This window comes from Bradyrhizobium sp. Ec3.3, from assembly GCF_000472925.1.
Taxonomy (GTDB): domain Bacteria; phylum Pseudomonadota; class Alphaproteobacteria; order Rhizobiales; family Xanthobacteraceae; genus Bradyrhizobium.
The window spans coordinates 14,120-36,504 of sequence record NZ_AXAS01000056.1 but is presented as its reverse complement, the minus strand read 5'-3'; the positions used below and the strand labels follow the sequence as shown (position 1 = coordinate 36,504).

At 60.4% G+C, this 22,385-nt stretch carries 15 protein-coding genes and 6 pseudogenes; 12 read left to right on the top strand and 9 right to left on the bottom strand.

Features of this window, described 5'->3' with window-relative positions; genetic code table 11:
- Positions 1 to 700: 700 nt before the first annotated feature.
- Entirely contained in the window at positions 701 to 1,675 is a 975-nt protein-coding gene (locus YUU_RS52870) for an ABC transporter substrate-binding protein (RefSeq protein ID WP_035664339.1), read from the bottom strand.
- 253 nt (positions 1,676 to 1,928) lie between these two features.
- Between YUU_RS52870 and YUU_RS52865 the strand changes: the two are divergent.
- The 3 genes and pseudogenes from YUU_RS52865 to YUU_RS57145 form a co-directional block, all read left to right on the top strand.
- Positions 1,929 to 2,404, top strand: a pseudogene (locus YUU_RS52865) (transposase); the annotation flags it as partial.
- A 585-nt stretch (positions 2,405 to 2,989) separates the two neighbouring features.
- A complete protein-coding gene (locus tag YUU_RS0136270) occupies positions 2,990 to 3,334 on the top strand; it encodes a hypothetical protein (RefSeq protein ID WP_027526728.1) in 345 nt (114 codons plus the stop codon).
- Positions 3,335 to 4,045: 711 nt separating this feature from the next.
- A pseudogene (locus YUU_RS57145) lies at positions 4,046 to 5,099 on the top strand (methyl-accepting chemotaxis protein); the annotation flags it as partial.
- A gap of 297 nt (positions 5,100 to 5,396) precedes the next feature.
- On the opposite strand, the gene YUU_RS0136255 reads toward YUU_RS57145, so the two are convergent.
- Positions 5,397 to 7,067, bottom strand: a complete 1,671-nt coding sequence (locus YUU_RS0136255) for a winged helix-turn-helix domain-containing tetratricopeptide repeat protein (RefSeq protein WP_027526727.1) — start codon at positions 7,065 to 7,067, stop codon at positions 5,397 to 5,399.
- 196 nt (positions 7,068 to 7,263) lie between these two features.
- On the opposite strand from YUU_RS0136255, the gene YUU_RS0136250 reads away from it, so the two are divergent.
- Entirely contained in the window at positions 7,264 to 8,922 is a 1,659-nt protein-coding gene (locus YUU_RS0136250; RefSeq protein WP_084801709.1) for an amidohydrolase, read from the top strand.
- Positions 8,923 to 9,122: 200 nt separating this feature from the next.
- Here the strand turns inward: YUU_RS0136250 and YUU_RS0136245 are convergent, their stop codons facing one another.
- From YUU_RS0136245 to YUU_RS52855, 3 genes and pseudogenes are all read right to left on the bottom strand, one after another.
- Positions 9,123 to 9,338 carry a hypothetical protein gene (locus tag YUU_RS0136245; protein ID WP_027526725.1) on the bottom strand — a complete coding sequence of 72 codons (216 nt, stop codon included), beginning with the start codon at positions 9,336 to 9,338 and terminating at the stop codon, positions 9,123 to 9,125.
- 648 nt (positions 9,339 to 9,986) lie between these two features.
- Positions 9,987 to 10,283, bottom strand: a complete 297-nt coding sequence (locus tag YUU_RS0136240; RefSeq protein ID WP_027526724.1) for a hypothetical protein — start codon at positions 10,281 to 10,283, stop codon at positions 9,987 to 9,989.
- A gap of 128 nt (positions 10,284 to 10,411) precedes the next feature.
- A pseudogene (locus tag YUU_RS52855) lies at positions 10,412 to 12,884 on the bottom strand (putative bifunctional diguanylate cyclase/phosphodiesterase).
- Between the two features lie 662 nt (positions 12,885 to 13,546).
- On the opposite strand from YUU_RS52855, the gene YUU_RS0136230 reads away from it, so the two are divergent.
- Positions 13,547 to 13,828 carry a hypothetical protein gene (locus YUU_RS0136230; protein WP_027526723.1) on the top strand — a complete coding sequence of 94 codons (282 nt, stop codon included), beginning with the start codon at positions 13,547 to 13,549 and terminating at the stop codon, positions 13,826 to 13,828.
- Positions 13,829 to 14,116: 288 nt separating this feature from the next.
- Here YUU_RS0136230 and YUU_RS0136220 read toward each other — a convergent pair whose 3' ends face one another.
- Together YUU_RS0136220 and YUU_RS0136215 are read right to left on the bottom strand one after the other, a co-directional pair.
- The gene (locus YUU_RS0136220) at positions 14,117 to 14,458 is read right to left on the bottom strand and encodes a hypothetical protein (protein ID WP_027526722.1); all 342 of its coding nucleotides are present in this window, start codon (positions 14,456 to 14,458) and stop codon (positions 14,117 to 14,119) included.
- Entirely contained in the window at positions 14,458 to 15,549 is a 1,092-nt protein-coding gene (locus tag YUU_RS0136215; RefSeq protein WP_027526721.1) for an IS5 family transposase, read from the bottom strand. The genes YUU_RS0136220 and YUU_RS0136215 overlap by 1 nt, the downstream gene beginning before the upstream one ends.
- Positions 15,550 to 15,844: 295 nt before the next feature.
- Between YUU_RS0136215 and YUU_RS0136210 the strand changes: the two genes are divergently transcribed.
- Complete coding sequence (locus tag YUU_RS0136210; protein WP_027526720.1) at positions 15,845 to 16,198, top strand: hypothetical protein; 354 nt, start codon at positions 15,845 to 15,847, stop codon at positions 16,196 to 16,198.
- 280 nt (positions 16,199 to 16,478) lie between these two features.
- Positions 16,479 to 16,954: pseudogene (locus YUU_RS52850) on the top strand (Lrp/AsnC family transcriptional regulator).
- Here YUU_RS52850 and YUU_RS62895 read toward each other — a convergent pair.
- A pseudogene (locus YUU_RS62895) lies at positions 16,853 to 17,251 on the bottom strand (YqcI/YcgG family protein); the annotation flags it as partial. The pseudogenes YUU_RS52850 and YUU_RS62895 sit on opposite strands and share 102 nt — an antisense overlap.
- Positions 17,252 to 17,653: 402 nt before the next feature.
- Here YUU_RS62895 and YUU_RS62890 point away from each other — a divergent pair.
- Positions 17,654 to 18,133, top strand: coding sequence for a hypothetical protein (locus YUU_RS62890; protein ID WP_371260541.1), 480 nt, complete (start codon positions 17,654 to 17,656; stop codon positions 18,131 to 18,133).
- Here the strand turns inward: YUU_RS62890 and YUU_RS57135 are convergent.
- Positions 18,094 to 18,300 (bottom strand): annotated as a pseudogene (locus tag YUU_RS57135) (LLM class flavin-dependent oxidoreductase); the annotation flags it as partial. The gene YUU_RS62890 and the pseudogene YUU_RS57135 overlap by 40 nt on opposite strands.
- A gap of 243 nt (positions 18,301 to 18,543) precedes the next feature.
- Here YUU_RS57135 and YUU_RS0136185 point away from each other — a divergent pair.
- The 4 genes from YUU_RS0136185 to YUU_RS0136170 are packed head-to-tail and all read left to right on the top strand — an operon-like array spanning position 18,544 to position 22,374.
- Positions 18,544 to 19,395: an ABC transporter permease subunit gene (locus YUU_RS0136185; RefSeq protein ID WP_027526718.1), complete on the top strand. Its 852-nt coding sequence runs from the start codon at positions 18,544 to 18,546 to the stop codon at positions 19,393 to 19,395.
- Complete coding sequence (locus tag YUU_RS0136180) at positions 19,392 to 20,105, top strand: ABC transporter ATP-binding protein (RefSeq protein ID WP_027526717.1); 714 nt, start codon at positions 19,392 to 19,394, stop codon at positions 20,103 to 20,105. The genes YUU_RS0136185 and YUU_RS0136180 overlap by 4 nt, the downstream gene beginning before the upstream one ends.
- A 19-nt stretch (positions 20,106 to 20,124) precedes the next feature.
- Positions 20,125 to 21,126 carry an NrtA/SsuA/CpmA family ABC transporter substrate-binding protein gene (locus YUU_RS0136175; RefSeq protein ID WP_027526716.1) on the top strand — a complete coding sequence of 334 codons (1,002 nt, stop codon included), beginning with the start codon at positions 20,125 to 20,127 and terminating at the stop codon, positions 21,124 to 21,126.
- 18 nt (positions 21,127 to 21,144) lie between these two features.
- On the top strand, positions 21,145 to 22,374 hold the full coding sequence (locus YUU_RS0136170; protein WP_027526715.1) for an acyl-CoA dehydrogenase family protein: 1,230 nt from the start codon (positions 21,145 to 21,147) through the stop codon (positions 22,372 to 22,374).
- Positions 22,375 to 22,385: the final 11 nt, after the last annotated feature.

Sequence of the window (22,385 nt, the reverse complement as noted above, 5' to 3'; positions counted from 1 at the left end):
ACGCCAAATCTCGATTGACTATGGAGGAAAGACCTCAGTGCTCGATCTTGGGATGGGCGATCTGACTCTCCACGGACCTTCGAACGATCCCGCTCACCGGGTGATCGAGATTAGCGAAGCCGTCAAGAGGGCGACCGGCGAGAGGTGATTCTTGCTGACCCTCAGATCAACTGGACCCGCGCTTGGTGCAGTCGAAAATCTTCTTGGTCGTAATGCTCCTGCGACTTCGGCATGGCGTTCCGCAGCTATGAGGCGCGCATCACAAAGGCAGCAGCCTGAAATGAACACGTTCAGGTTCACCAAGGGGATGGCCGCCGCCCCCTATCGCCCCCGTCGCTCGCCAGATCGGGCGAGCGAGCGACAGTGGCTCCGAGGGGACGGCTTTAGCTGATCCCAAAGCCAGAGTTTGGCTTTCCCGCCGAGGTCTGCGAGTCGGAATGAGGAGATGGAGAAAAGGTCTCGCCTGCGCGTTCGTGATCAGGTGGCCCATATGGCCTTCGGGGCCGAGACGCGAATGAGATCGAGCGCGCGGGGATATCCATGATGGCCAGGAACACAACAGTTCCGCTCACGGGCCGGATACAGAAGCGCAAGACCCATGACCTCCAGATCATCACTTTTGGCTTGCAACGCGCGGCCGGTCCATACAGATGGGCCATTACCTGACTCATGCGCCTGCAGCAACCGGCATCTCGCATCTCTATTCGATAACCTCGTCGGCCCGGACGAGCAACGAGGGCGGCACGGTGAGACCGAGCGCTTTGGCAGCCTTCATGTTGATGATTAGCTCGAATTTGGTCGGCTGCTCGACCGGCAGATCGGCAGGCTTGGCGCCTCTGAGAATTTTATCGACGTAGTCGCCTGCACGGCGGAGCAGATCGGCGAAATCGGGGCCGTACACGATCAATCCGCCTGCGGCAGCTTGACTTCGGAACTGGTAATTTGCCGGGAGATGATGCTTCGCCGCGAGCGCGATCACTCGCGGAGCCTCTTGGACGATGGTGAGAGGATCGCCAATATCAATTATAGCATCGGCGTGTTGGGCAGCGGCCGAGGCAAAGGCGATATCGAGTTCCTCGGCGGTGGTCGCCTCAACTATCGTCAGAGTCACGCCCGTGTTCCGTGCTGTGCGAGGCACATACTCAGCAAGTATCAGCCTATGCATTGGGTTGTTCGGATTGACCAAGAGCGCGATTTTCGAGGCGCCGGGAACGAGTTCGCGGAGGATTTCGAGGCGTTTCTCGAGGAAGTCTTCGGGTACCAAGGTCGAAAGGCCCGTGATATTGCCTCCCGGTCGCGACAGGCTTTGCACGAGGCCGAGCCCCACGGGATCGGCGACAGCCACGAATACGATCGGAATGGTAGCTGTTGCCGATTTCAGGGCAACGGCTACCTGAGGGCTCGGGCCAACCAGCAGATCGGGCTTGAGGGCAACAAGCTCGGTTGCCAGAGGCGGCAGGCGCTGGGGATGCCCTTCAGCATTTCGGAAATCAATTATCAGGTTCTTCCCTTCGATCCAGCCATGATCGCGTAAGCTGTCTAGCCACACCTTGTAGAGCGGGAAATTAAGGAAGGGATCAAGATAGCCGATCCGCCGAGGCGTCCCCTGTGCCCACGAACGCCATGGCGAAACGAGCAACGCCGCACTGGCAGCAATGAACTCTCGGCGCTTCATTCGATCCTCATCAAGGTTTGAGGACGACCGGCGGAGAGTAACACGTCTCGATGGCAGTCGCATCCAGCGCGATGCTGCAACGCAAGTGCGGCGTGTGTACGCAGGACCGCTCTGTGTCACCTCGACAATTTCGGCGGACTTTGCCGGATAGTTGACGTCCGCTTCTGTCCAAAAGCGTCGAACCTAGGAGCAGGGCCAGGAACATCGCGCTCGGCCAGCCCCCTATTCAAGTCCCCAATCCGGGGCACGAATCATGCACTACGAATTCGCGGATCATGAATGGACTGCCATCAAGCCGACGCTGCGAACAAGCCGCGTGGCGCTTCTCGGGTGAACGATCGCCGTATCCTCAATGGCAATTTTCTGGGACTTGCGACCGGAGCACCCTGGCACGATCTACCGGAGGCGTTTGGCCCATACAGCGCGTGCTACAACCGCTTCGTTAAGCAGCGGGCTGGTGTCTGGGGCCGCATCACAGACGCGCTGGCCGCTGCCAAGATGCCGCTGTCCAGATGACCGATACGTCCATTGTCCGCGTGCTACGCGGCGGCTTGACAAGCAAAATCATGCGGTGGTCGATGGCAATGGTCTGCTGGCACTGCTGGCGTTGAGCGCCGGCGAGGCCCACGACGTTCGACTTGCTGGAAAACTGCGGTTTCAGCCGGCTCAATGCTGCTTGCAGACCGTGGCTATAACGCCCACTGGCTCAGAGAGCTTGCTCTGAAGAAGGCGCGTGAGCCATGGCCACATCGCGTTCAAAAGGATCGCATCGGAAGCTGGGAGATCTTTGGTCTGCTGGGGGCTCATTGCGCGCGAGCAAGAAGTGAACCAGCGCGTATGCGAGAGGCTCGTGTGCCGGACCTGCGAGCCGCTTACAAGTCGCCGACTATGAACCTGAAGGCGTAGGTGGACGTGCGGGCCTCGTGGACTGCCACCAGGAATGTATTTTTTTGTGTGATCTTTTGCGGCCGGATCCACCCCTTAAAATATGCCAAGTGGAGTGTGCTCGAGATCCTAACTGCTTTCTTCGTGCGTTTCCTCTTCCATCCTGATGGATTTCTGCGCTGCCTGACCATGCGGCGCAGAAATCCAGATTCGTGATGCAAGTCGCAGTTCACGGATCTCGGAGGACGAAGCAGTCGATCGTGTGTAGCGCGCGGTAGATCACCCGCATTTAAAGAAATTTGTTAGCTGGGGCCGCCTTACCAACCGAACCAACAAGCAGTCGCTACCTATGTGTTTCGACTCATACGCGGGGTCCATTCGCGTAGCTGCACGCGCGCAGTCTTAGATGCAGATTGACCGAGATTCGAAATGCTCAATGTTGCGGAGTTTCGTCGTCCGGGTGCACCGGTGCGGATCAATCTTGAGCGAACACAAACGACGGCTATCGGTCAACGCGGCACGCGGATAGTGCAGTTGCCGGCGCCGATGGCATGCGATCCCGATCGACGCGCAATTCAGCGGCTTAAAGACATTCAAACGAGCTCCAAGCTCACGATTGATCACGCGATCGCCACGCTGGAGCAGATCCATCGTCAGTTACGAGTGATGATACAAAAGATTGCTGACGCTTCAGCGAGGGCCACACTAGAAACGGGTCTCAATCGGATCGAGCAAGACCTCGAGCTCGCCAAACTGAAATCTTCCAGCCTTTAGCTGACATTCCCACCGCGCGATCGGGCCGCTGCGTGAGAACATTCGAAGTAAGACGACCTCCTACTAGCAGAAAGCCATAGCACGTGCTTGCAGACATCAAAATCGCCGGTCGGCTGATGATCGGCTTCGGACTGCTCCTTCTGATGACCGCTACAATCGGCGGTTACCCGATCCATGCTTCCCGGAGCGCCAGCGGATCGTTGGCAACTGTCGTTCGCCAAAGAAAATCACGTGGTCGAAGACGAGCGCATCGAAAAACTTGTGTTTGAAGCGCGGATGCATGTCTGGATGGCCTTGGCAACTGACGATCAATCGCATTGGGACAAGGCGGCAGACGACTACAAAAAAGCCTTCGCGCAGCTTGATGAGCTTGCTGCTGACACCAGGGACTTGGGTCGCCAGGCTCAAGTGCGGGATTTGAAGGTAGCTGTCTCGGACGATGAAGCGAAGGCGCTAAGACTGAAGGATTATAGAGGGAGAAACGGTGCTCTGGACACCGTTGAAGCGAAATCCGCCGTAAGTTGTGCGCTCGCGGCCGGAGGTCGGGTCGACGGACTCGCAGAACCGCTTGCAAACGATTATGAGAAGGCTTCGAAAGCGACCGTGTTGAAGGCAGAGGAAGACCTTGGATTGGGGGTGACGATTGCCCTGGTTCTTGGTGCTCTCAGCATGGTCCTTGGTGTCGTCCTCTCGGTGCTTACATCGCGCAGCATAAGCAAGCCGATTCGGGAGCTGACAGCGTCGATGCTGGACTTGGCCGAGGGCAATTTCGATGTTGTACTCCCCGGCCTTGGCCGCAACGACGAAATTGGCGAAATTGCGGGCGCGGTCGAAAGGTTTAAAGTGAAAGCGGCCGAGAAGGCGGAGGCGGAAGCCGAAGGCAAAGCAGCCCAGGATCGTATCGCTGCCGAGCAACGAAAGTCCGACATGCGAAGGCTTGCCGATGCATTCGAAGCGACCATCGGGGAAATTGTCTGAGACCGTTTCCTCCGCGTCTACCGAGCTGGAAGCGTCGGCTGGCTCACTGACGAAGACTGCGGAATCGACCCAGCGACTCTCGACCGCCGTAGCATCGGCCTCTGAACAGGCTTCCGCTAATGTTCAAACTGTCGCGTCGGCAACTGAAGAAATGTCAGCTTCGGTGAACGAGATTAGCCGGCAGGTTCAGGAATCAGCTCGTATCGCCAGTGAAGCCGTACGACAAGCCCACAACGCAGATCAACGCGTACTCTCGCTCTCTGAGGCCGCGGGCAGGATCGGTAACGTCATCGAGCTCATCAACACAATCGCGGGTCAAACAAATCTTCTTGCCTTGAACGCGACGATCGAAGCGGCCCGCGCCGGAGAAGCAGGGCGAGGTTTTGCGGTGGTTGCCTCCGAGGTGAAAATATTGGCGGAGCAGACCGCCAAGGCAACGAAGGAGATCAGCCAAAAGATCACCGGAATCCAATCGTCCACCCAGGAGTCGGTAGCAAGCATCAAAGAAGTCAGCAGCGTCATCAGCCGAATCTCGGAAATTTGTTCGGCCATCGCTTCTGCGGTGGAAGAACAAGGCGCGGCAAATCAGGAGATCGCCCGGAACGGGCAACAGGCGGCAATTGGTACAAATGAGGTTGCCTCGAACATTGCAGAAGTAAACCGCGGTGCGGGCGAGACTGGCACCGCATCCACGCAGGTCCTTACCGCCGCCAGGTCCTTATCGGGGGATAGCAATCGTCTGAAGCTGGAAGTGCAGAAATTCCTCGCCACAGTAGGCGCAGCTTAGGACGGCTTTGGCCCCGAAAGACGAAGGGAGTAGCGCTTGAGGGCGATAACCTTTCTCATTCCCAGGGACTCAGACGACCTGGTGTAGGTTGCTGAATTTGCCGACGGATATCGACGCCGCAAATCGCGTCTTCGCTAAGGCTGTGTATCCATAGACCCGTCGGCGTGACGCCGACGAAGGCTAGGTCCACTTTGTCCCGATAGTGACCAGGTTCGCGCGGGCAACGCGATACATTGCTAAGGGCCAAAGCCGCCGTCCAGGCACAAGAATCCTTCAGGCTTGACCGATGTATTTCGCCTAGCGCTCCGGCATTCCCGCCTTGCGCAGGCCTTCCCTGAACCGAAGGTGAAATTTCATGAAAGCGGGATTGTCGTCCGGGACGTAATCCCACTGCGCGATCGTCCGCGTCTGCGTCGCGGGGAGCGCAAAATATAGCGCCAGCGTCGCGCGGGCCTCGGCGTCGCGTCCCGTCAGCGCCAGCGAAGAGGCGAGCCCGGCAAGGATTGTCGGGATCCCGGGCGAGGCCGCCGCCGCGCGGCGCAGCCACACCAGGGCCTCGTCGTCCTTCTCCATGATGAAATACGCCCAGCCCTTGAGCAGCAGGAAAATCCCGGTTTCGGGATCGCGTGGACTGAGACGGATGCCGTGATCGGCATATTCAAGCACTTTGTCCGGCTCGGCGAGGAAGAAATATTCTAGAGCCAAGGTCCGGTAGGCGCCCGCATAACTTGGATTGAGCGCCAGGCAACGTTCGGCGGCAACGACCGCATCCCGCACATGATGGGTTCCTTCCAGCACGATGGCCTTCAGGCAGTGAGCCGCATAATAACCGGGGTCGATTTCGAGCGCGCGGCTGACGAGGCTGTCGGCCCGCTGCAGGTCCGCGGCGCGGTTCGGACTCTGAACCCGCGAGACGCGCGAGGCGTAGTAGGACGCGAGCCGAATCAGCGCCCGTACGTTACGGGGGTCGATGTCCAGCGCCCGTTCGCAGAGCTCGTAGGTCGAGGCCGCGGCCGCGCCGAGGCGGTACGAGGCCGCCTCGCACCGCATCGCAAGGTCCTCGGCATCCAGATTTGCGACAGCGGTCACGCGCCCGGTTTCGGCCCGAACGAGTTCGACATGGAGCGCGCTTGCCAACCGCGTGACGATGTCGTCCTGGGTCTGCAGAAGCTCGGCGCGCCGCACATCGAACTGGTCGGACCATAGCGTTTTCGCGCTCTGCGCGTCGACCAGCCTCGCATTAATGCGCACCGACCCGTCGCTGCGCAGTACGCTGCCCTCTAGCGCGTAATTGACGCCGAAATCGGCGCCGAGTTGCTTGATCTGGACCGGCTTGTCCTTGAGGGTGAAAGCGCTGCGGACGGAAATCACAGTCGAGTCGCGCAGCCGCGACAAGGCCGTCGTCAACTCATCGGTGATGATGTCGCCAAGATAATCCTGTGCAGGGTCCGCGCTCAAATTCGAGAATGGCAGGACGATCAGCGATAGGCGCGGTCGCACCGGCGCATGCTGCCAGGACATCGTGGACCAGATCAGGCCGGCAATCGCGAGCACACCGGCAAGTCCGAACAGCGGCAGCATCCAGCCCGCGCGTCGAACGTCGCGCCGAGCAGCCGGCATCGGCCCGGCGGCCTGCTCCCTGACGGCGTCGTCGTCCAACAACGTAACCGGCCCGGCGAAGATATAGCCCCTTTTCGAAACCGTCTTGACCACAGTCTGGCCAGTGTCTTCCAGCGCCGCACGCACTTCGCTGATGCAGCGTGTCAGCGAATCTTCCGTGACAATCACGCCGGGCCAGATCTTCGACAGCAGTTCGTCCTTGGTCACGAGCCGGCCCGCATGGGTCACCAGATAATGCAGCAGCGCAAAACTCTTGGGACGCAAGGCCACGTCAGCTCCGTTGCGGCGCAGGCAGCCCTGCGACAGATCGAGCGTGGCGTCGCCGATCAGGTACCGCTCCGCCGACATGCGGATGTCCTCCTTCCGAGCTGGCCGGCCGAAGAGGCGGGAAATCCGGCCACTTCGGTAGAGTTTCAGCAATTCTTCAGCGTTCCTTCATGACGCGCAAGACCCGCGAGGGCCAAGCTTGCCGCCGCGAACGACGGCCGGTGCCTGTCCCGATCCGGGCTAGGACGAAACCCGGGGATCACAGCGGGAGGATGTCATGGGAGTTATATCTGTTGGCGGATCAATCGGGCGCCTCGGCGTCGGAGCGTTGTCGCTCCTTCTGGTCGGCTCGGCCGCCCTTGCCGCCCCTCAGGCGGTCCTGGTCAACGCCAAAATTTTTACCGCCGATCCGGCACTACCCTATACCCAGGCCGTCGCGATCGAGGATGGTCGGATTCTCACGGTTGGGTCCAACGAGCAGGTCCGCGCGTTGGCCGGACCGAACACCCGAATCATCGACGCTGGCGGACGGCTGGTGACACCGGGGCTGACCGAAGCCCATGTTCACCTCGGCGAAGCTTTTCCAACGCCACCGGTGCCCATGCCGGGCCTGCCTTATCCCGGGCCGACCGCAGAGCAATTGCTCGCGGTGATCGAACAGGCGGCGAAGACCCGCACCGACTGGGTCAGCGCCACAATCGGCCCTCAGATCGCGCGCGATCATCGCAACTGGCGCGAGGCGCTCGATGCCGTCGCGCCCAACACGCCGGTGCTGCTCAGGGCGTTCTGGGGACATGTCAATATCACCAACAGCGAGGGCTTTCGCCGGCTCGGCATTACCGACGACATCGCCGACCCCTTGGGCGGCTGGTGGGGCCGCGACGAAAGCGGACGCCTCGATGGCGGAGGCTACGAGGCCGAGACGATCATGCGGCGCATCCAGCCCGCGAATCCGGAGCGCCTCGCCGCCCTGCTGGGTGAAGCGCAACAACGCTACGCCCGCTGGGGCGTTACCTCGATCCACCTAATGAACGATAACAAGTCGCTCGAGGTCACGCTGGGCGGGCTTGCCATCGCAAAACCGCTGCAGAAATGGACGATCTACTCCTGGGGCGCCTTCAATACCCGCAGCGTTCCCTACGCATGGGCGGCGATTGACCGGGTGGCCGACCAAAGATTGCCGAAAGTCCGCGTCGAAGGTCCGAAATGGGTGCTGGACGGCACGCCGATCGAACAGAATTCCGTGCAGCGCGCAGACTATGTCGGTCGTCCCGGATGGCGCGGGCGGTCTGACTTCACCGACGCGCAATTGCGTGAGATCCTGCAGCTTGGATTGACGCGGCCGACGCAGCTCGCGCTTCACGTCGTCGGCGACGCCGAAACCGACCGTGTGCTGAAGATGATGACCGAGCTCGCGTCTGCCGCAACCTGGCGCGAAAAACGCGTTCGCATCGAGCATGGCGACGGCATCGGCCCCGACGCATTCGAGAAGGTGGCGCAACTGGGCCTGGTCGTGATCCAGAATCCAACCCACCTTGCCCTTCCGCCGACCGGGGGACAAAAAATCCCCGATCACTCCAGAGTGTTGCAGGGCTTCGTCACCGCGGGCATTCCGCTGGCGCTTGGTTCCGATGGTGGCGTAAAGGAGCAGAACCCGTTTCTCAATTTGATGCTGGCCGTACTGGTGCCAAACGACCCCTCGGAAGCGTTGACGCGCGAGCAGGCGCTGACGGCCTATACGTCGGGAGGCGCTTACGCAGAAGGGCAAGAAAAGCGAAAGGGCCGGCTGGCGCCCGGCTTTGCCGCCGACCTTGCGGTGCTTTCGCAGGATGTCCTGACGGTGCCGACGCCGCAAATCCCGACGACGACGAGCTTGCTTACCATGATCGATGGCGAAGTGATCTTCGAGGATGCGGTATTGATGTCAACTAAATAGGCGGGTGCGACGTCTTGATCGCAAGCTGGAATGCCGGTTGCGTCGGTGCGGCTCTCCTGGGCGCGATGCCGTCGTCACTCGGGACGAACGGAAGCGCGACCCAGCAGGTAACCGCCGACCTCCTATTGACCCTTCAGCCTTTCCAGGATCTCGCTGATGGCGTCCTGCTCGTTGTCTTCGAGAAGGCTGAATGGGTCACCTTAGCGAGCCGCAAACGACTCGTAACTGCCGGTTCGTCCGTCCGGGGCGCGCGCCTCCTGCACATACTTCATTCCGAAGCTGCGCTTGAATGCCTCCATCGTCCAGCCGTCAACACGGAATTCTCCGACTCCATGGTACAGATGCTTCCAGCCGTTCGCCGGCTGCACGATTTGTGGGCGCGTCGAACCGTCTGCGGCCCGGCGCAGCACCGCCATCACCTCATCCACAATCCGACGGCCAACGACTTGCGCTTGAGCAGCTCCGCAGAAGCGGGCTGTCCGACGAAGTAGCTTGAGCGGTCGTTCGATGCGCGGCTCGACGCGCTGATCCAACGAGAGGAATTGGCCGGTCCGGTGTTTCCAGACAAAAACTGCAAGGACAGGTCCCGTCTCTGGGACCCATCCTCGCCACGCCCATCAACGTCTGCCGCTTACCACTGCGATCTAGCTTTGCCGCATCGACCGCGACCAGAATTGACGAGATGATGGCTATGACCGAAATCATCCGGCCGCGTCGTCGGATAGACTAGCTGTTTGTCAACGACGTTGCTTCGATAACGGCGCCGTCAAGCTGATCTAGGCCTGTAGGGTGTGGCTTCGAGAGTAGCCAACGTCTGGCCGGGTGGAATGTAGTCGACCATTATCTCTGCTGGAGCAATCTGCATGGGAGCGTCAATCCTAACCTGCGGAGGCAGAACTCCTCCCCCGTCCAGCGACATTGTTCGCTTTATCTCGCCACCTTTGAACATCCAAGAATGCCGTAAGCCGAGTTGGTCGGGATGTTGGTCGGAAACGCACGAGTTAGCTTAGACGTGGTACCTTGCCCCGCAGTAGCCATGCTTGAAGAGGGGCATTTGCGAACGATCACGCATCAGCTTGTATACTCACCAAAACGTCCCCGGCTACGATCTCGGGGTCTCCAAGATGAAGATCATGCAGACTAGCTTGAACAAACTCCAAGATCTTTGAATTGGCCGCATCGGCGCTCTCGCGATCCTCGAAGATCATCACGGCGACACCGACCTCTTCGCCTCCATCCAGCACATAATACGATCTGAATCCGTGTGATCCCTTTAAGATCTGACCGACGCCGCTTTTCGCGCGGCGAGCGGCATCTGCTACCGAACGAACTTTGGTGTACTTGCGAATAATCATGTACATTGGAATACCACGCGTGCCGGTTACACCCCAAACATCAAAGCATATCGGTCCAGGGCTGGACTAGGTCCACTTCGTGTAGCGCACTAAGCGGGCCGACGTTCTTCGACTGAAAAACTCCGATGCAAAATTCACGCGGCCCTCGACGCGCTCGCGCCAAAACGAAGCAAGAGCTGCTCAACCTCAGCGGCCGGCTTGGCGGCGCTGAACAGGAATCCCTGCACTTCGTTGCAGCCCTCCGCGCGCAGCCGATCGAGCTGATCGGTGGTCTCCACGCCTTCGGCGGGCGTAGTGATGTTGAGACTGCGCCCGAGACCCGAAATCGCACGCACGATGGCGACGCAGTCGGAGCGTTTTGCGAGATCCTTCACAAACGAGCGGCCGATCTTTATCTTGTCGAAGGGAAAGCTGCGCAGGTAGCTCAGGCTGGAATAACCCGTGCCAAAATCGTCAAGTGAAATGGAAACGCCGAGTTCGCGCAATTGATGCAAGATCGCGATGTTGGCTTCTGTCTCCGCCAGGAACACCGACTCAGTGATTTCGAGTTCGAGCCGCTTGGGCGGTAGGCCTGAATTGGCCAGCGCGGAAATCGCGACCTGCACCAGGTTACGGCTGCGGAATTGCACCGGCGACAGATTTACCGCGATCTTGACCTCGGAAGGCCAACTCGCCGCCTCTCTGCAGGCTTCGAGCAGCACCCACTCTCCGAGCGAACCAATCAGTCCGATATCTTCCGCCACCGGGATGAAGTCGGCCGGCGAGATCATGCCCCTTTTCGGATGGCGCCAGCGCAGCAGCGCCTCGAACCCCGAGATCCTATCGCTCGCGAGATCAACCACGGGCTGGTAGTTCAGCTCGAACTCGCCATCGGCAAGCGCGCGGCGCAGATCGGACTCCATCTCGCGACGTCGCTGCGCCTGGCGGTCCATCTCGGGCTCGAAGAAGCGATGGACCCCGCGGCCATCCTCTTTGGCGCGGTAAAGCGCCATATCGGCGTTGCGCATCAGCTCCTCGCTACTCGTGCCATCTCCCGGCCAGAGTGCGATGCCGATTGAGGCGCCTATCACGACCTGATGGCCGTCGATCTCGTAAGGCACACTCAATGTCCGAATCAGTCGGACAGCGAAATCGCTGGCCTCCTTGGGCGAGGTATCAGTGGTCATGATTACCGCAAATTCATCGCCGCCGAGCCGTGCTGCCAGATTGTTGCCACTCATCTCGCATCGCAGCCGATCGGCCACCTGCTGGAGCAGCTGATCGCCCATGGGATGGCCGAAGGAGTCATTGGCGTTCTTGAACAGGTCGAGATTAGTGCATAGGACCGCGACGCGCTCGCCCGGCGCATGGCCGCCGGCCTCGAGCGCGTCGCGTAACCGCGCTTTGTGCAGAGCGCGATTGGCCAGGTTGGTCAACCCGTCGTGGTGGGCCATATGGGCGACGCGGGCTTCGGCCTTGCGGCGTTCGGTGATGTCGGCGACCGCCACCAGATAACCCTCACGCTGGTCGAGCACGAGCCGTCGCCCGTAGGTGAGCACACAAAGCTCGCTGCCATCGGCTTCTACATGCCGCCAGTGCCGCTCGGACTGGCAGGTCTCGTCGAGATCCTGGAGCGCCCGCGCATGGCTGTCCCACTCGTCCTTTGGACAGATCTCGTGGACTTTCATCTGCAGGAAATTCTCTCGAGCATAGCCGTAGTGATTCACTGCCGCGTCATTGACCATCAGAAATGCCATTGTCTCGAGGTCGAACACCCACATCGGCATCGGATTGCTGTCGAACAGCAGCCGGAACGAGGCCTCGCGGCGCTTCAAGGGCGTGACATCGGAAATCACCAGCGAAAGGATGCCGCTGAAGATCGTCACCGCCAGGCGCAGGCAGCGATCTTCATGTTCGATCTCGAACTGGTCGCTCTGGTGCTTCGCGGCCGCAGCTCGCAGGCGCTCCATGACCGCTTCCGAGCCGAGCAGATAGCCTGAGGTGTTCAGACGCTGCCACTGCAGGCTTCGTCCTGGCACATTGAGCAGCTTCGCCGCGGCCTGGTTGTGGTGCGCGATCTGAAAATCGACTGGATTTCCTACTGCATCGCGAATGGTCAAGAGCGCGATCACGCCATCGCCTGTCGTGGAAAAGATCGCATCCAGCAGATTGTATTGTGCTCCCTGTTCATTGACGTAGATGCCGATAAGCGTGCCGCTCCAGCGGCAGTAGGTCGGCAACGCAAGCACCTCATAAGTTCGCACCATGCCGTCGCGCAACGAATGGGCGATGGCGAGATAAGGTCGGCTGTTGGCCATCGCATTGGACGCCGCTTCGCTCAGAGCCGTGGCGCAATCCGGCGGCAGAGCCTCCATCGGAATGCCCCAGCCCTCGCCGCCCAGCCATTTCTGCGCAGCGGCCGGTCCGTGACACGGCGAATGCGCCGTTGTCGCGCTTGAGCAGCATCATATGGTCGGCAGGGCGTCCAAGGCCGCCCAGCATCACGTCTTCGTAGCGCGCAAGGACTTCGCCGGGCCTGAGCGCAGCCTGCCACTTGCGCCGCAGAATGGGCACGTCCTCGAACATCTTCGTATCGATGTTTGCGGCCTGCTTCTGTGCACCACGCATCATGCGTCCCCTGGATCTCGTTTCTCTGCCCCGGGGCGTTATCAACGCCAGCTTGACTTAATTCGCTGTAAACGATCCACATGAGTCACATCGAACAGGGAATTGCGACAGTTTCAATTTACCTGATGGTTAGCGCGCGTATCACAGATGCGCAAAAAAAATTGCGGGTCAGAAAACTGACAAAAATCTCCTTACGAGGCTCCCCGCTCCTCCATTGGATCGTTACGGGAATAGGCACCACTGCGCTATGTGGCGTTTAGTCGGCAAGTTACTGTTGAGCTGGCGCTGCGCATTGCGTAAATGCCGAACGACGCAGGAAATCCTCGGCAATGGGGGAGAATTCGACGCAAATTCGCCGCTACCAGCAGTATGATCACTAAATCGCTTCCGCGATAAGCGTTCAACCGTCATACACTGGTCGTCGTTGGTACGAATCGTACCAACATGATCTGGACGTCATCGACAGGTTTGTCCTCGAGACTTTTCGATAGTCGCGATCCGGCTGTCGTGCTCAAGGATCGTCTAGAGAACGCTTGCTTGAAAGTCAGCTTGGATCTGCGAGTCTCGAGAGCGACAGGCCGCGCTTACGATCTTGCGGGTAGCGTACCTTCGTGCCGAACCGTTTGGCTGATTATCATACTGTTCCAGCCCCGGAAGACCCCATGCCGAAACAGTCACTCGCCCCGGGCGTCGCCGATCTGGCTCCCGATGATTCAATGCTAACGCCCTATGACTACGTGCACCTTGGCACGTATCTGAACCTGCTAGTCGCCGACGTGGAAGGCACCGACTGGCGAGAAGTTAGCCGGGTCGTATTGCGCATCGATCCCGCGCAGGATCCGCAACGCGCGTGGCGGGCCTATAGCAGTCATTTTGCACGGGCCACATGGATGATTGAGCACGGGAAAAAGCATCTTTTGGAAGACATCCCAAGTCTTCACTAGGAGCATTTCATATCTTTCGTTTGCGCTTTCGTAGATCTACGTTTGCGCGATGCTTCGGGTCTATAACGAGCCAAAAACTTTCTCCGCGGCCATCGAGTGACCGCATTACCGGTCGCTTCGCAATTTCGTTTGCATTTCGAGTTGCTGGTATGTCTCTGTACCTTGCGCGCGCACTCTCGGAGACCGCCACTCTCATAAACGGCCTCGACTCTGCGTACAATGACAAGATCTTCAAGAGTCAGATCATCGAAAACGGCTTGCAAGCCATCTAGCAGGCCGTTGAAGAACTCAGCCGCGTTCGCAAACGAAGCCTGAATCGTCGCCGTTGTGTATGTAGATGTGGCCGACGAGCCTGCCAGCGGTGCTGATCATAGCCCATCCGCGACCGCAGACCGGGTCATTCTCGTCGTGCCCTTCCCATGAGAACTCCGCGTAGGCTGTGCCGTCGCGGGTGCCGTAGCGCACGTCCAGGAAGCCCTTGAGAGCCCCAAAGGCAATTTCACTGTCGGACTTGCCCAACGTGAGATACGCCTCTTCGACAAGATCGAGGAAGTCGCTGTCCCACTTGTCCATCTCGACGATGTGCCAGCGGCCAGCAAAGGCCTTGGCGGAGCCGGGCACCTTGGCCATCATCCAGCCTCCGCGATCAGCTTGGGCAGTCGCACCAGATTGTAGGCGGCGGCAGCAAAGGTAAAGGCCCATGCGACGCGATCGCGGCCATGGAAGCGCGTCTTCTCTTGCCGGGCGACCGTCTTGATCCAGCCGAATGCCTCCTCGATGCGCTTACGGATGCGCTGGCTGACGGCATAGCCGCCGTGCCGGGTCGTTCGCCCGTCGATCGCAGAGCTGCGGCCGCTGGTGTTCTGTGCAACGTGCGGCGTCACGTTCATCGAGCGCAACTCATTGACGAAGTCTTCTGCGTCGTAGGCTTTGTCGGCGCCAAGCGTGATCGCTGTCGGTCGATCGGCATGGGGCTCGATCATGTGCAGTGCGGCCACCCGTTCGGCATGCCCGTCGGCCTGCGTCAGGCAGGCGTCGACCAGCAGGCCGTGGCGGTTCTCCATCAGCCCGTGCCCGATGAAGCACAGCTTCGTCTCCTTGCCTTTGCCCTTGCGGTAGAGCCTGGCGTCCGGATCAGTGGTCGAAGCATGGGTGTCGTTCGAGCGTTTCTGGCCGTGGAAGTCCGCCTCGGCATTGCGCCCGCCGCCTTGCGCCGGCGGCTCGCCCGAGCCATCCTTGGGCTTGACGCTCTTCATCGAGGCCCAGGCCTCGATCAGCGTGCCATCGACTGAGAAGTGATCGCTCGACAGAAGCTTCTTCACCTTGGGCTGCGCCAGCACCGCCGCCAGGAACTTGGCTGCGATATCGCCTTCCAGCAGCCGGTCGCGGTTCTTCGAGAACACCGAATGGTCCCAGGCTGCGTCGTCAACGCCGATCCCGACGAACCAGCGGAACAGCAAATCGTACTCCAGCCGCTCCATCAGAAGCCGCTCCGAGCGGATCGAATAAAACGCCTGCAACAGCATAGCCCGCAGCAGCTTTTCCGGCGGGATCGACGGCCGCCCAATCGGCGAATAGAGCGCGGCAAACTCCCGCTCCAGCGCCGATAGCGCCTCGTTCACCATCGTCCGGATCGCTCGCAGCGGATGATCTCGCCGGACCCGCGCCTCCAGATCAACGTAGCTGAACAGTTTGCCCGTTCGATTATCGCCGCCGCGCACGCACCATCTCCGAATCTCGTCGGAGCCAGTGAATCATGATCACCGGCCGGTGGCGAGCGCCCTTTTTCAACGACCTGCTAGGTAGGATGCCTGCACGTGTATGACCCAAGTATCATCGTCGTCACGGCGCTTTTGCTGCTAACGATCCTCATCTACGCGATCAACAGAAGATTCCGCTCCATGGTTGATACAGCAATCGATCCATTGAAAGTACCCGAGCGGCGGTTTGGCTATTCGGTGCGCGCCCTTGTCGACTCAAGAAGCTTGCTGACAAATCTCGCCAAACCGAAGCGCTTTGGATGTCTACCGCACGCGCGTCTTGCTAATAGACATCGGTTTTGCAATTTCACTGTCTGCAACCAGCGCGTCCCTTTGGCTGATTCTTCCTGGCGTGCTCGACGTCCTGGTCCCGCCCTGGCTCGTGATGGTTGGCGTGACGATGTCCGCCCCCTACGGTTTATTTGACCTGGCGGAGGACATGGTCCTCTTTTTACTGATGGACAGGCTCCGTGTCGTGCAAGCATCGGACGCTATGGCCGCCTCGACATTCACGATCGGAAAAATGCTCGCTGTCTCCCTGTCAGTCTTCGGTATCGCTATTTTTGTCGCCCTGTCTGTCCTGACGATGAGGGTGGAGCGGATCATCTAGAGATGCAGTTGGCCAGGCCCACTCTCGCTCCCCGAGCCCAGAGACGAGGTTCAGCCCTCTAGACTCGCCGCAGCATGCTGACCGAGGCCGCTCCGGCATGGAAGTTGCAACGCGGGATCGAACTGCGTGATCGTCGCTCCTGTACAAGCCAGAAATACCGATCAGCGGCGCGGATACCGCCTTAGCGGAGCTGTTCCCGCTTCTTGTTTTGTCGTCCGGAGGAATTTTTGCACCGCATGGGCATTTCGTGGTGAAATCCGTCAAGGCATTGAGCCCTTCCATGCGGTACGACCGGATCGACGCCCGCATCCTCGAGATTCTGCAGAAGACAACCGTCTGACGACGGAAGTTATCGGCGAACTCGCTGGGCTTTCTTCTTCGGCGTGTCAGCGCCGTCTGAAGAGGCTCCGTTCGGAGGGCTTCATCGAGGCCGACATCTCGATCGTTTCGCCGAAGGCGGTCGGCAGGCCAGTCCAGGCGCTTGCGTTCGTGAGCCTTGAGCGGGAAAGCTCAGAGATCATTGACAGGTTCAAGAAGGCGGTGAAAACCTCGGCTCAAATCGTTAACGGCTTCTATGTCACGGGCGAAGTCGACTTTGTTCTGTACGTTACCGCGCGGACGATGGACGATTACAAACGGTTTACCCGTCGCTTCCTAGAAGAAAATCCGGTTATCAAAGGCTTCAAAACGATGGTCATAATGGACCGTGTGAAAGCGAGCTTTGCCGTTCCGGTTGAGCCGCCCTCGGAGGACTGACGACACCTGATGCAGGTGTCTCAGCTCCCCCAGAAGGTGGCAGCCCCGCTCCAGCCATATTCGGGACGATGCATTGCCGGCCGAGACTAGCAGAGCTCCCTTGAAGATAAACGGGCAACGGTCGCCTCTGCCTCGATTCTCTTCGATCACTCCATATTGCCACCATTCGATCTTGCCGACGTTGTAGCTTCCCAATTGAGGGCTGTGGTCGATGCCATCGTAATGCTCTATCCGGTCGTGTATTCTCTGCCGAAAGCGGCGGCATTCCGGAGTGTCACCGGCTACGATATCGAACCCTCTCGCGGGGTTCGATGACCTTGAAAAAAGGGCTCGCGATCATTGGAGAAGCTGTCTTTCGTCGCATGGTCGACACCGACCGGGCAACCGCCGGTATTGCAACCGAAACGGTCACCATGACCTTTCCAAGATCCCGAAGAGTGAGGCCCCAACGATCAATGCACCGCCGATCCAAACGCTCAATAGCTGCCTTGGGCGCGGTCGAACACGAACGGAACGTTATGGCTTGGCCAAGGCTCATCGGAACACCTCGGATCTTTACGCGATCCGAAAAACGCGACGTGGCTCTTGTCGTTCGACACTCAGGCACTTCTTTCCAGAAGTAGCGCCGCAGCGTCCGTCCGAGGATAGATATCGAGGCTCGATGTTCATCTTTTGTCGACGCGATCGTTACCGCGCAGAATGATGCCGCTGATGATCTGCGGACGCGCCGGCCTCAGCAATCTGGCGCCGACGGAATTGGAAAGAGCATCGACTGGGTGTCCGCCGCGAGGCGGGGCCTTCGACATTTGTACGGCGTCAGTTGGCGTGCATGCACGGCACGTTCTATATTCGACAGCCCACGTGTGCGGCAGACCGGAGATTCGGATGGCAAGACCTGCGATAATCGGGAGCGACAGCCTCTGGCAGGAGATAGGCCACGAGGCGCGGCGCGCGACCGCCGATCCAGTTTTTGGCGCGGCGATTTCCGATTCCATCCTGGCTCATCACGATTTCGCGGCCGCCTTGTCAGATCTGATCGGCCGCCGGCTTGGTGGCAACGCCGCGACGCGCGCACGCTTTGCGAAGCTTGCTAACGACGCCTTTCGAGGCGAGCCGGACTTGGTCGAAGCCGCAAGTCGGGCAGCGATCGCAGCCGCCGCACTCCAGGCTTCAAGCTGATCGAGATCCTCCTGGTACGGATCGATCGTGTGCTGAGCAAACAGTGTCGAATCGTAGCCGAGCTCTTCGGCGGCGAGCACCAGATCCCTGTTGCGCTCCCACGACGCATCATAGGGTTCTTCGGGATCCTGATGCGCGGCGCGCGGACCATGAGATAGCGTTGTCAGTTTCTGACCATGCCTGACGCGAGATCAAGCACGCCCCTCATCAAAAGATTTTCTTTGTCGCGCGTCTCGCCGCGGCGAGATCAGAACACTCTGCAACGAACCACAATTGAAAAACCGCTCTATTTCTGTTCGCGCGAATTCGTGGGACATTTTGCAAGAGGCGGCAGCTCATTGCCGACCCGAGCTTGTGCGCTTGTCGCATGTGCGATCAAGCGAGGACGACCCGTCTTGAGCAATATCGAGTTGAGCAACGTCGAGCCGGCTGCAACTGCCGTCGCATCAGATCAGGGCCAGCAGAATGGCGCTCCGTCCGCAACGCGTGCGCCCAGTAGGCTTGGACAGAACGGCTTGCAACTATTGTCCTGGCTTGCTCCGAATACGCTAGTGATTGCGTGGGAGCTTTTGGCACAGGCCGGGTGGTTGTCGCCGCAGGTGCTACCTGCGCCGAGCAAAATCATGAGAACTGCGTTCAAGCTTATTTCGTCCGGCAGCCTGTTGGATGACCTGGGCATCAGCCTTTTGCGCGCGGTGGCAGGTTTTGCGATTGGCAGTGCTGTCGGCTTCACGCTCGTCGGGTTCTCGCGTATCGCCGAGGCTGTGGTCGATCGCAGCGTGCAGATGATCCGTGCGATTCCGTTCCTGGCCTTGCTGCCCCTCGTCATCGTCTGGCTCGGCGTCGGCGAAGCCGAGAAGATCTTCCTCGTGGCGCTCGGCGTCACCTTCCCGATCTACATCAACACCGTCTTGGGAATCCGGCAAGTCGATCCGAAGCTGATCGAACTTGGCCGGATCCAGGGGCTTGGTGCGTTCAAATTGATCCGGCGGATCATTCTGCCGGGCGCATTGCCGTCAATCCTGACTGGCGTTCGCTATGCACTCGCGACAGCCTGGCTGGCGCTGGTCGTTGCAGAAACTATTGGCGCGCAATCCGGCATCGGCTTCCTTGCCATGGACGCGCGCGAGTTCCTGCGTACCGATGTCATCGTGCTGACAATCGTGATCTACGCCCTGATCGGGGTGGCAGCGGACGCTATCGCCCGCGTCCTCGAACGGCGCCTGCTCGCCTGGCACCCGAACTATGGGGCCGCGCGATGAATGTTCACGTCGCGCCTTCTCACGCGAGTGCCGCTGGTTCCGGGCCGGCCGTCGTCGTGAGCAATCTGACGCGCGCCTACGGCAAGCGGATCGTCATCGAGAAGCTCAACCTGCGCATCGAGCGCGGCGAATTCGTTGCCCTGCTCGGCGAGAGCGGCTGCGGCAAGACCACGCTCCTGCGCGTACTCGCCGGCCGTGACCCGATCCAGGGCGGACGGATCAACGCGCCGCGCCGGCCTGCTGTCGTCTTCCAGGAGCATCGCCTGCTGCCGTGGGACAATCTGTGGCGCAACGTCGCGCTTGGCTTGCAGATTCCGGATGCGCGCGAGCGCGCCGCCGAAGCGCTGGCGGAAGTCGGGCTCGACGATTGGCCGCGCAATCTCTCGGGCGGGCAGGCGCAGCGCGTCGCGCTCGCGCGTGCGCTGGTCCAGCAGCCGGAACTCCTGCTGCTGGACGAGCCCTTCGCGGCACTCGACGCCCTTACCCGCATCCGTATGCATGAGCTCGTCCGCGAGCTGATCGCCAGTCACCGCCCCGGTGTCTTGCTCGTTACCCATGATGTCGACGAAGCCATCACGCTGGCCGATCGCATCCTGGTGATGCGGAGTGGTGCGATCGCCTTCGAGCATCGCGCGTCCGACGCGACTTCGATTTCGCGCATCGATCTCCTGGCCGAGCTTGGCGTGACCTCGTCTCCCCCCTTGAATTGAGTGACTTGGAAGGCCGTTCATGTCTGACTTCTCCGCCAAACCATCCCGGCGCGGCTTTCTCGGCTCCGCGGCCTTCGGCATTGGTGCGCTCGCCGGTCTGAACCTCTCCCATTTCGCCGAGGCCGGTACCGGGCGCACCACGGATACGGTGCGCCTGACCTGGGGCCTCGGCGGCCTCAACCTGATCGCCAAGGAGCGCGGCGAATTCGAGAAAGTGCTGGCCAGGGACGGCGTCAAGGTCGAGTGGCTCGGCCCGTTCTCGAACCATGCGCCGACCTTGCAGGCGGTGACCGGCGGCAGCGCCGATTTCAGCTTCGGCGGCAGCACCACACCGGCGCTGGCCGCCATCATTGCCGGCCCGCCGCTAGTGTTCACGCAATTCGTGGTGTACGAGCCGCGCACCACGGCGATCATCGCCAAGGACGGCTCGGGTATCGACAAGATCGAGGACCTCGTCGGCAAGTCGGTCGCGGTCAACCGCTCGGGTCTGGGCGAGTTCCTGCTGGTTGCGGCGCTCGAGAAGCACAAGGTCGACCGCTCCGCGGTCAAGTTCGTCTACCTCAATCCGCCAGATGCCGCGCCTGCGCTTGCCTCGGGCAAGGTTGATGCCTGGTCGATGTGGAGCCCCGGCGTCGATATCGCCCGGCTCGAATACAAGGCGCACGACCTCTTCCTGGAGGGCCGCGACCTGGATTTCCAGATCGATTACACGTCCTACCTGACCACCCGCAAATTCGCGACCGACAACCCCGCGCTGGTTCGTGCCGTCAACGAGGCGTTCCGCGCCGAAGGCAAATGGGTCTCGGAGAATGCCAAGGAAGCCGAGTACATCGCGCAGAAGGCCGGAAAATACAGCGACGAGGTCCGCGACCAATTCATCTCGCTGAAGCGGCGGTACCGGTACCTCTCCGTCGACGACAAGCAGTTCGTCTCCGATCTGCAGAAGGCCGCGGACTGGCTCGTCGCGCGCAAGGTTCTGCCGGAGCCGGTCAAGGTGAGCGACCATCTCGCGCAGCTCTAGGACGAACAGGCAACAACAATGAACAGACCCGTAGCCGCCTCCTCGCTGAACACGTCACAGCCACTCAAAGCCCAGTCCCCCGAACTGGACGCGCTGCTTAACCAGATCGCCGAAGGCGCAGGCGCGCGGGAGCGCGACCGCGTGCTTCCGTTTGACGCGATCGACCTCATCCGTCGCGCGCGCCTCGGCGCATTGCGTCTTCCCGCGGAGACGGGCGGCGGCGGCATCTCGATTCGCGAGCTGTTTGCCTTCGTCATTCGCCTCGGCGAGGCCGACGCCAACGTCGCCCATATCCTGCGCAATCATTTCAGCGTGGTCGAGCGTCTCGTTCGCACGCCCAAGGACGAACAGAGCCGGGAATGGCAGAGGGCCGTTGCCGATGGCGCCATCATCGGCCTTGCCACCACCGAGCTCGAGAGCCCGCGCGTCGGCAATGTCACACCCGGCACGACGCTCACGCCCGACGGTAATGGCGATCACCTCCTGAACGGCATCAAATATTACAGCACTGGCACCTTGTATTCGGACTACGTGCTGGTGCGCGCCGCCGATCCCGCCGGCACAAGCGGCGCGACGATCGTCCCGATCAAGCGCGAAGGCATCGAGCTGGTCGACGACTGGGACGGGCTTGGGCAGCGCCTGACGGCGACAGGCACGACGCACTTCCGCAACGTCAAGGTCAAGCGCCAGGAAATCGTATTCGACGCGCCCGACGTCGGCTATGGCGCGCCCTACTCAAATACATTCGCTCAGCTCTTCCTGATCGCCGTCGTCGCCGGGATCGCACGCGCCACACTGCGCGACGCCACCGCCCTGGTGCGCTCGCGCAAGCGGACGTTCTACGCTCCGAACGAAATCCCGACCGAGGATCCCCTGCTCCAGCAGACCGTCGGCCAGATCGCCAGCGGCGCCTTCGCCGCCGAAACCGTGGTGCTCACGGCCGCCGAGGCGCTGGATGTCGCGACCGACGCCTCTGACGCAAGTGCATCGAACGCGGCCGAAGCCGCCCACACTGCGGCGCTGCTCTCGGCCAAAGCCAAGATCATTGCCGACGATTTCGCCATTCGCGGCGGCAGCCTGCTGTTCGACGTCGGCGGAGCATCGGCGACCAAGAAGGTCACCAATTTCGATCGCCACTGGCGCAATGCCAGGACACTCTCATCCCACAATCCGACCATCTACAAGACGCGCTCGATCAGTCAATACGAGATTAACGGCACGCCGTTGCAGACAAAGGGCTTCTTCTAGGATCAAGGACG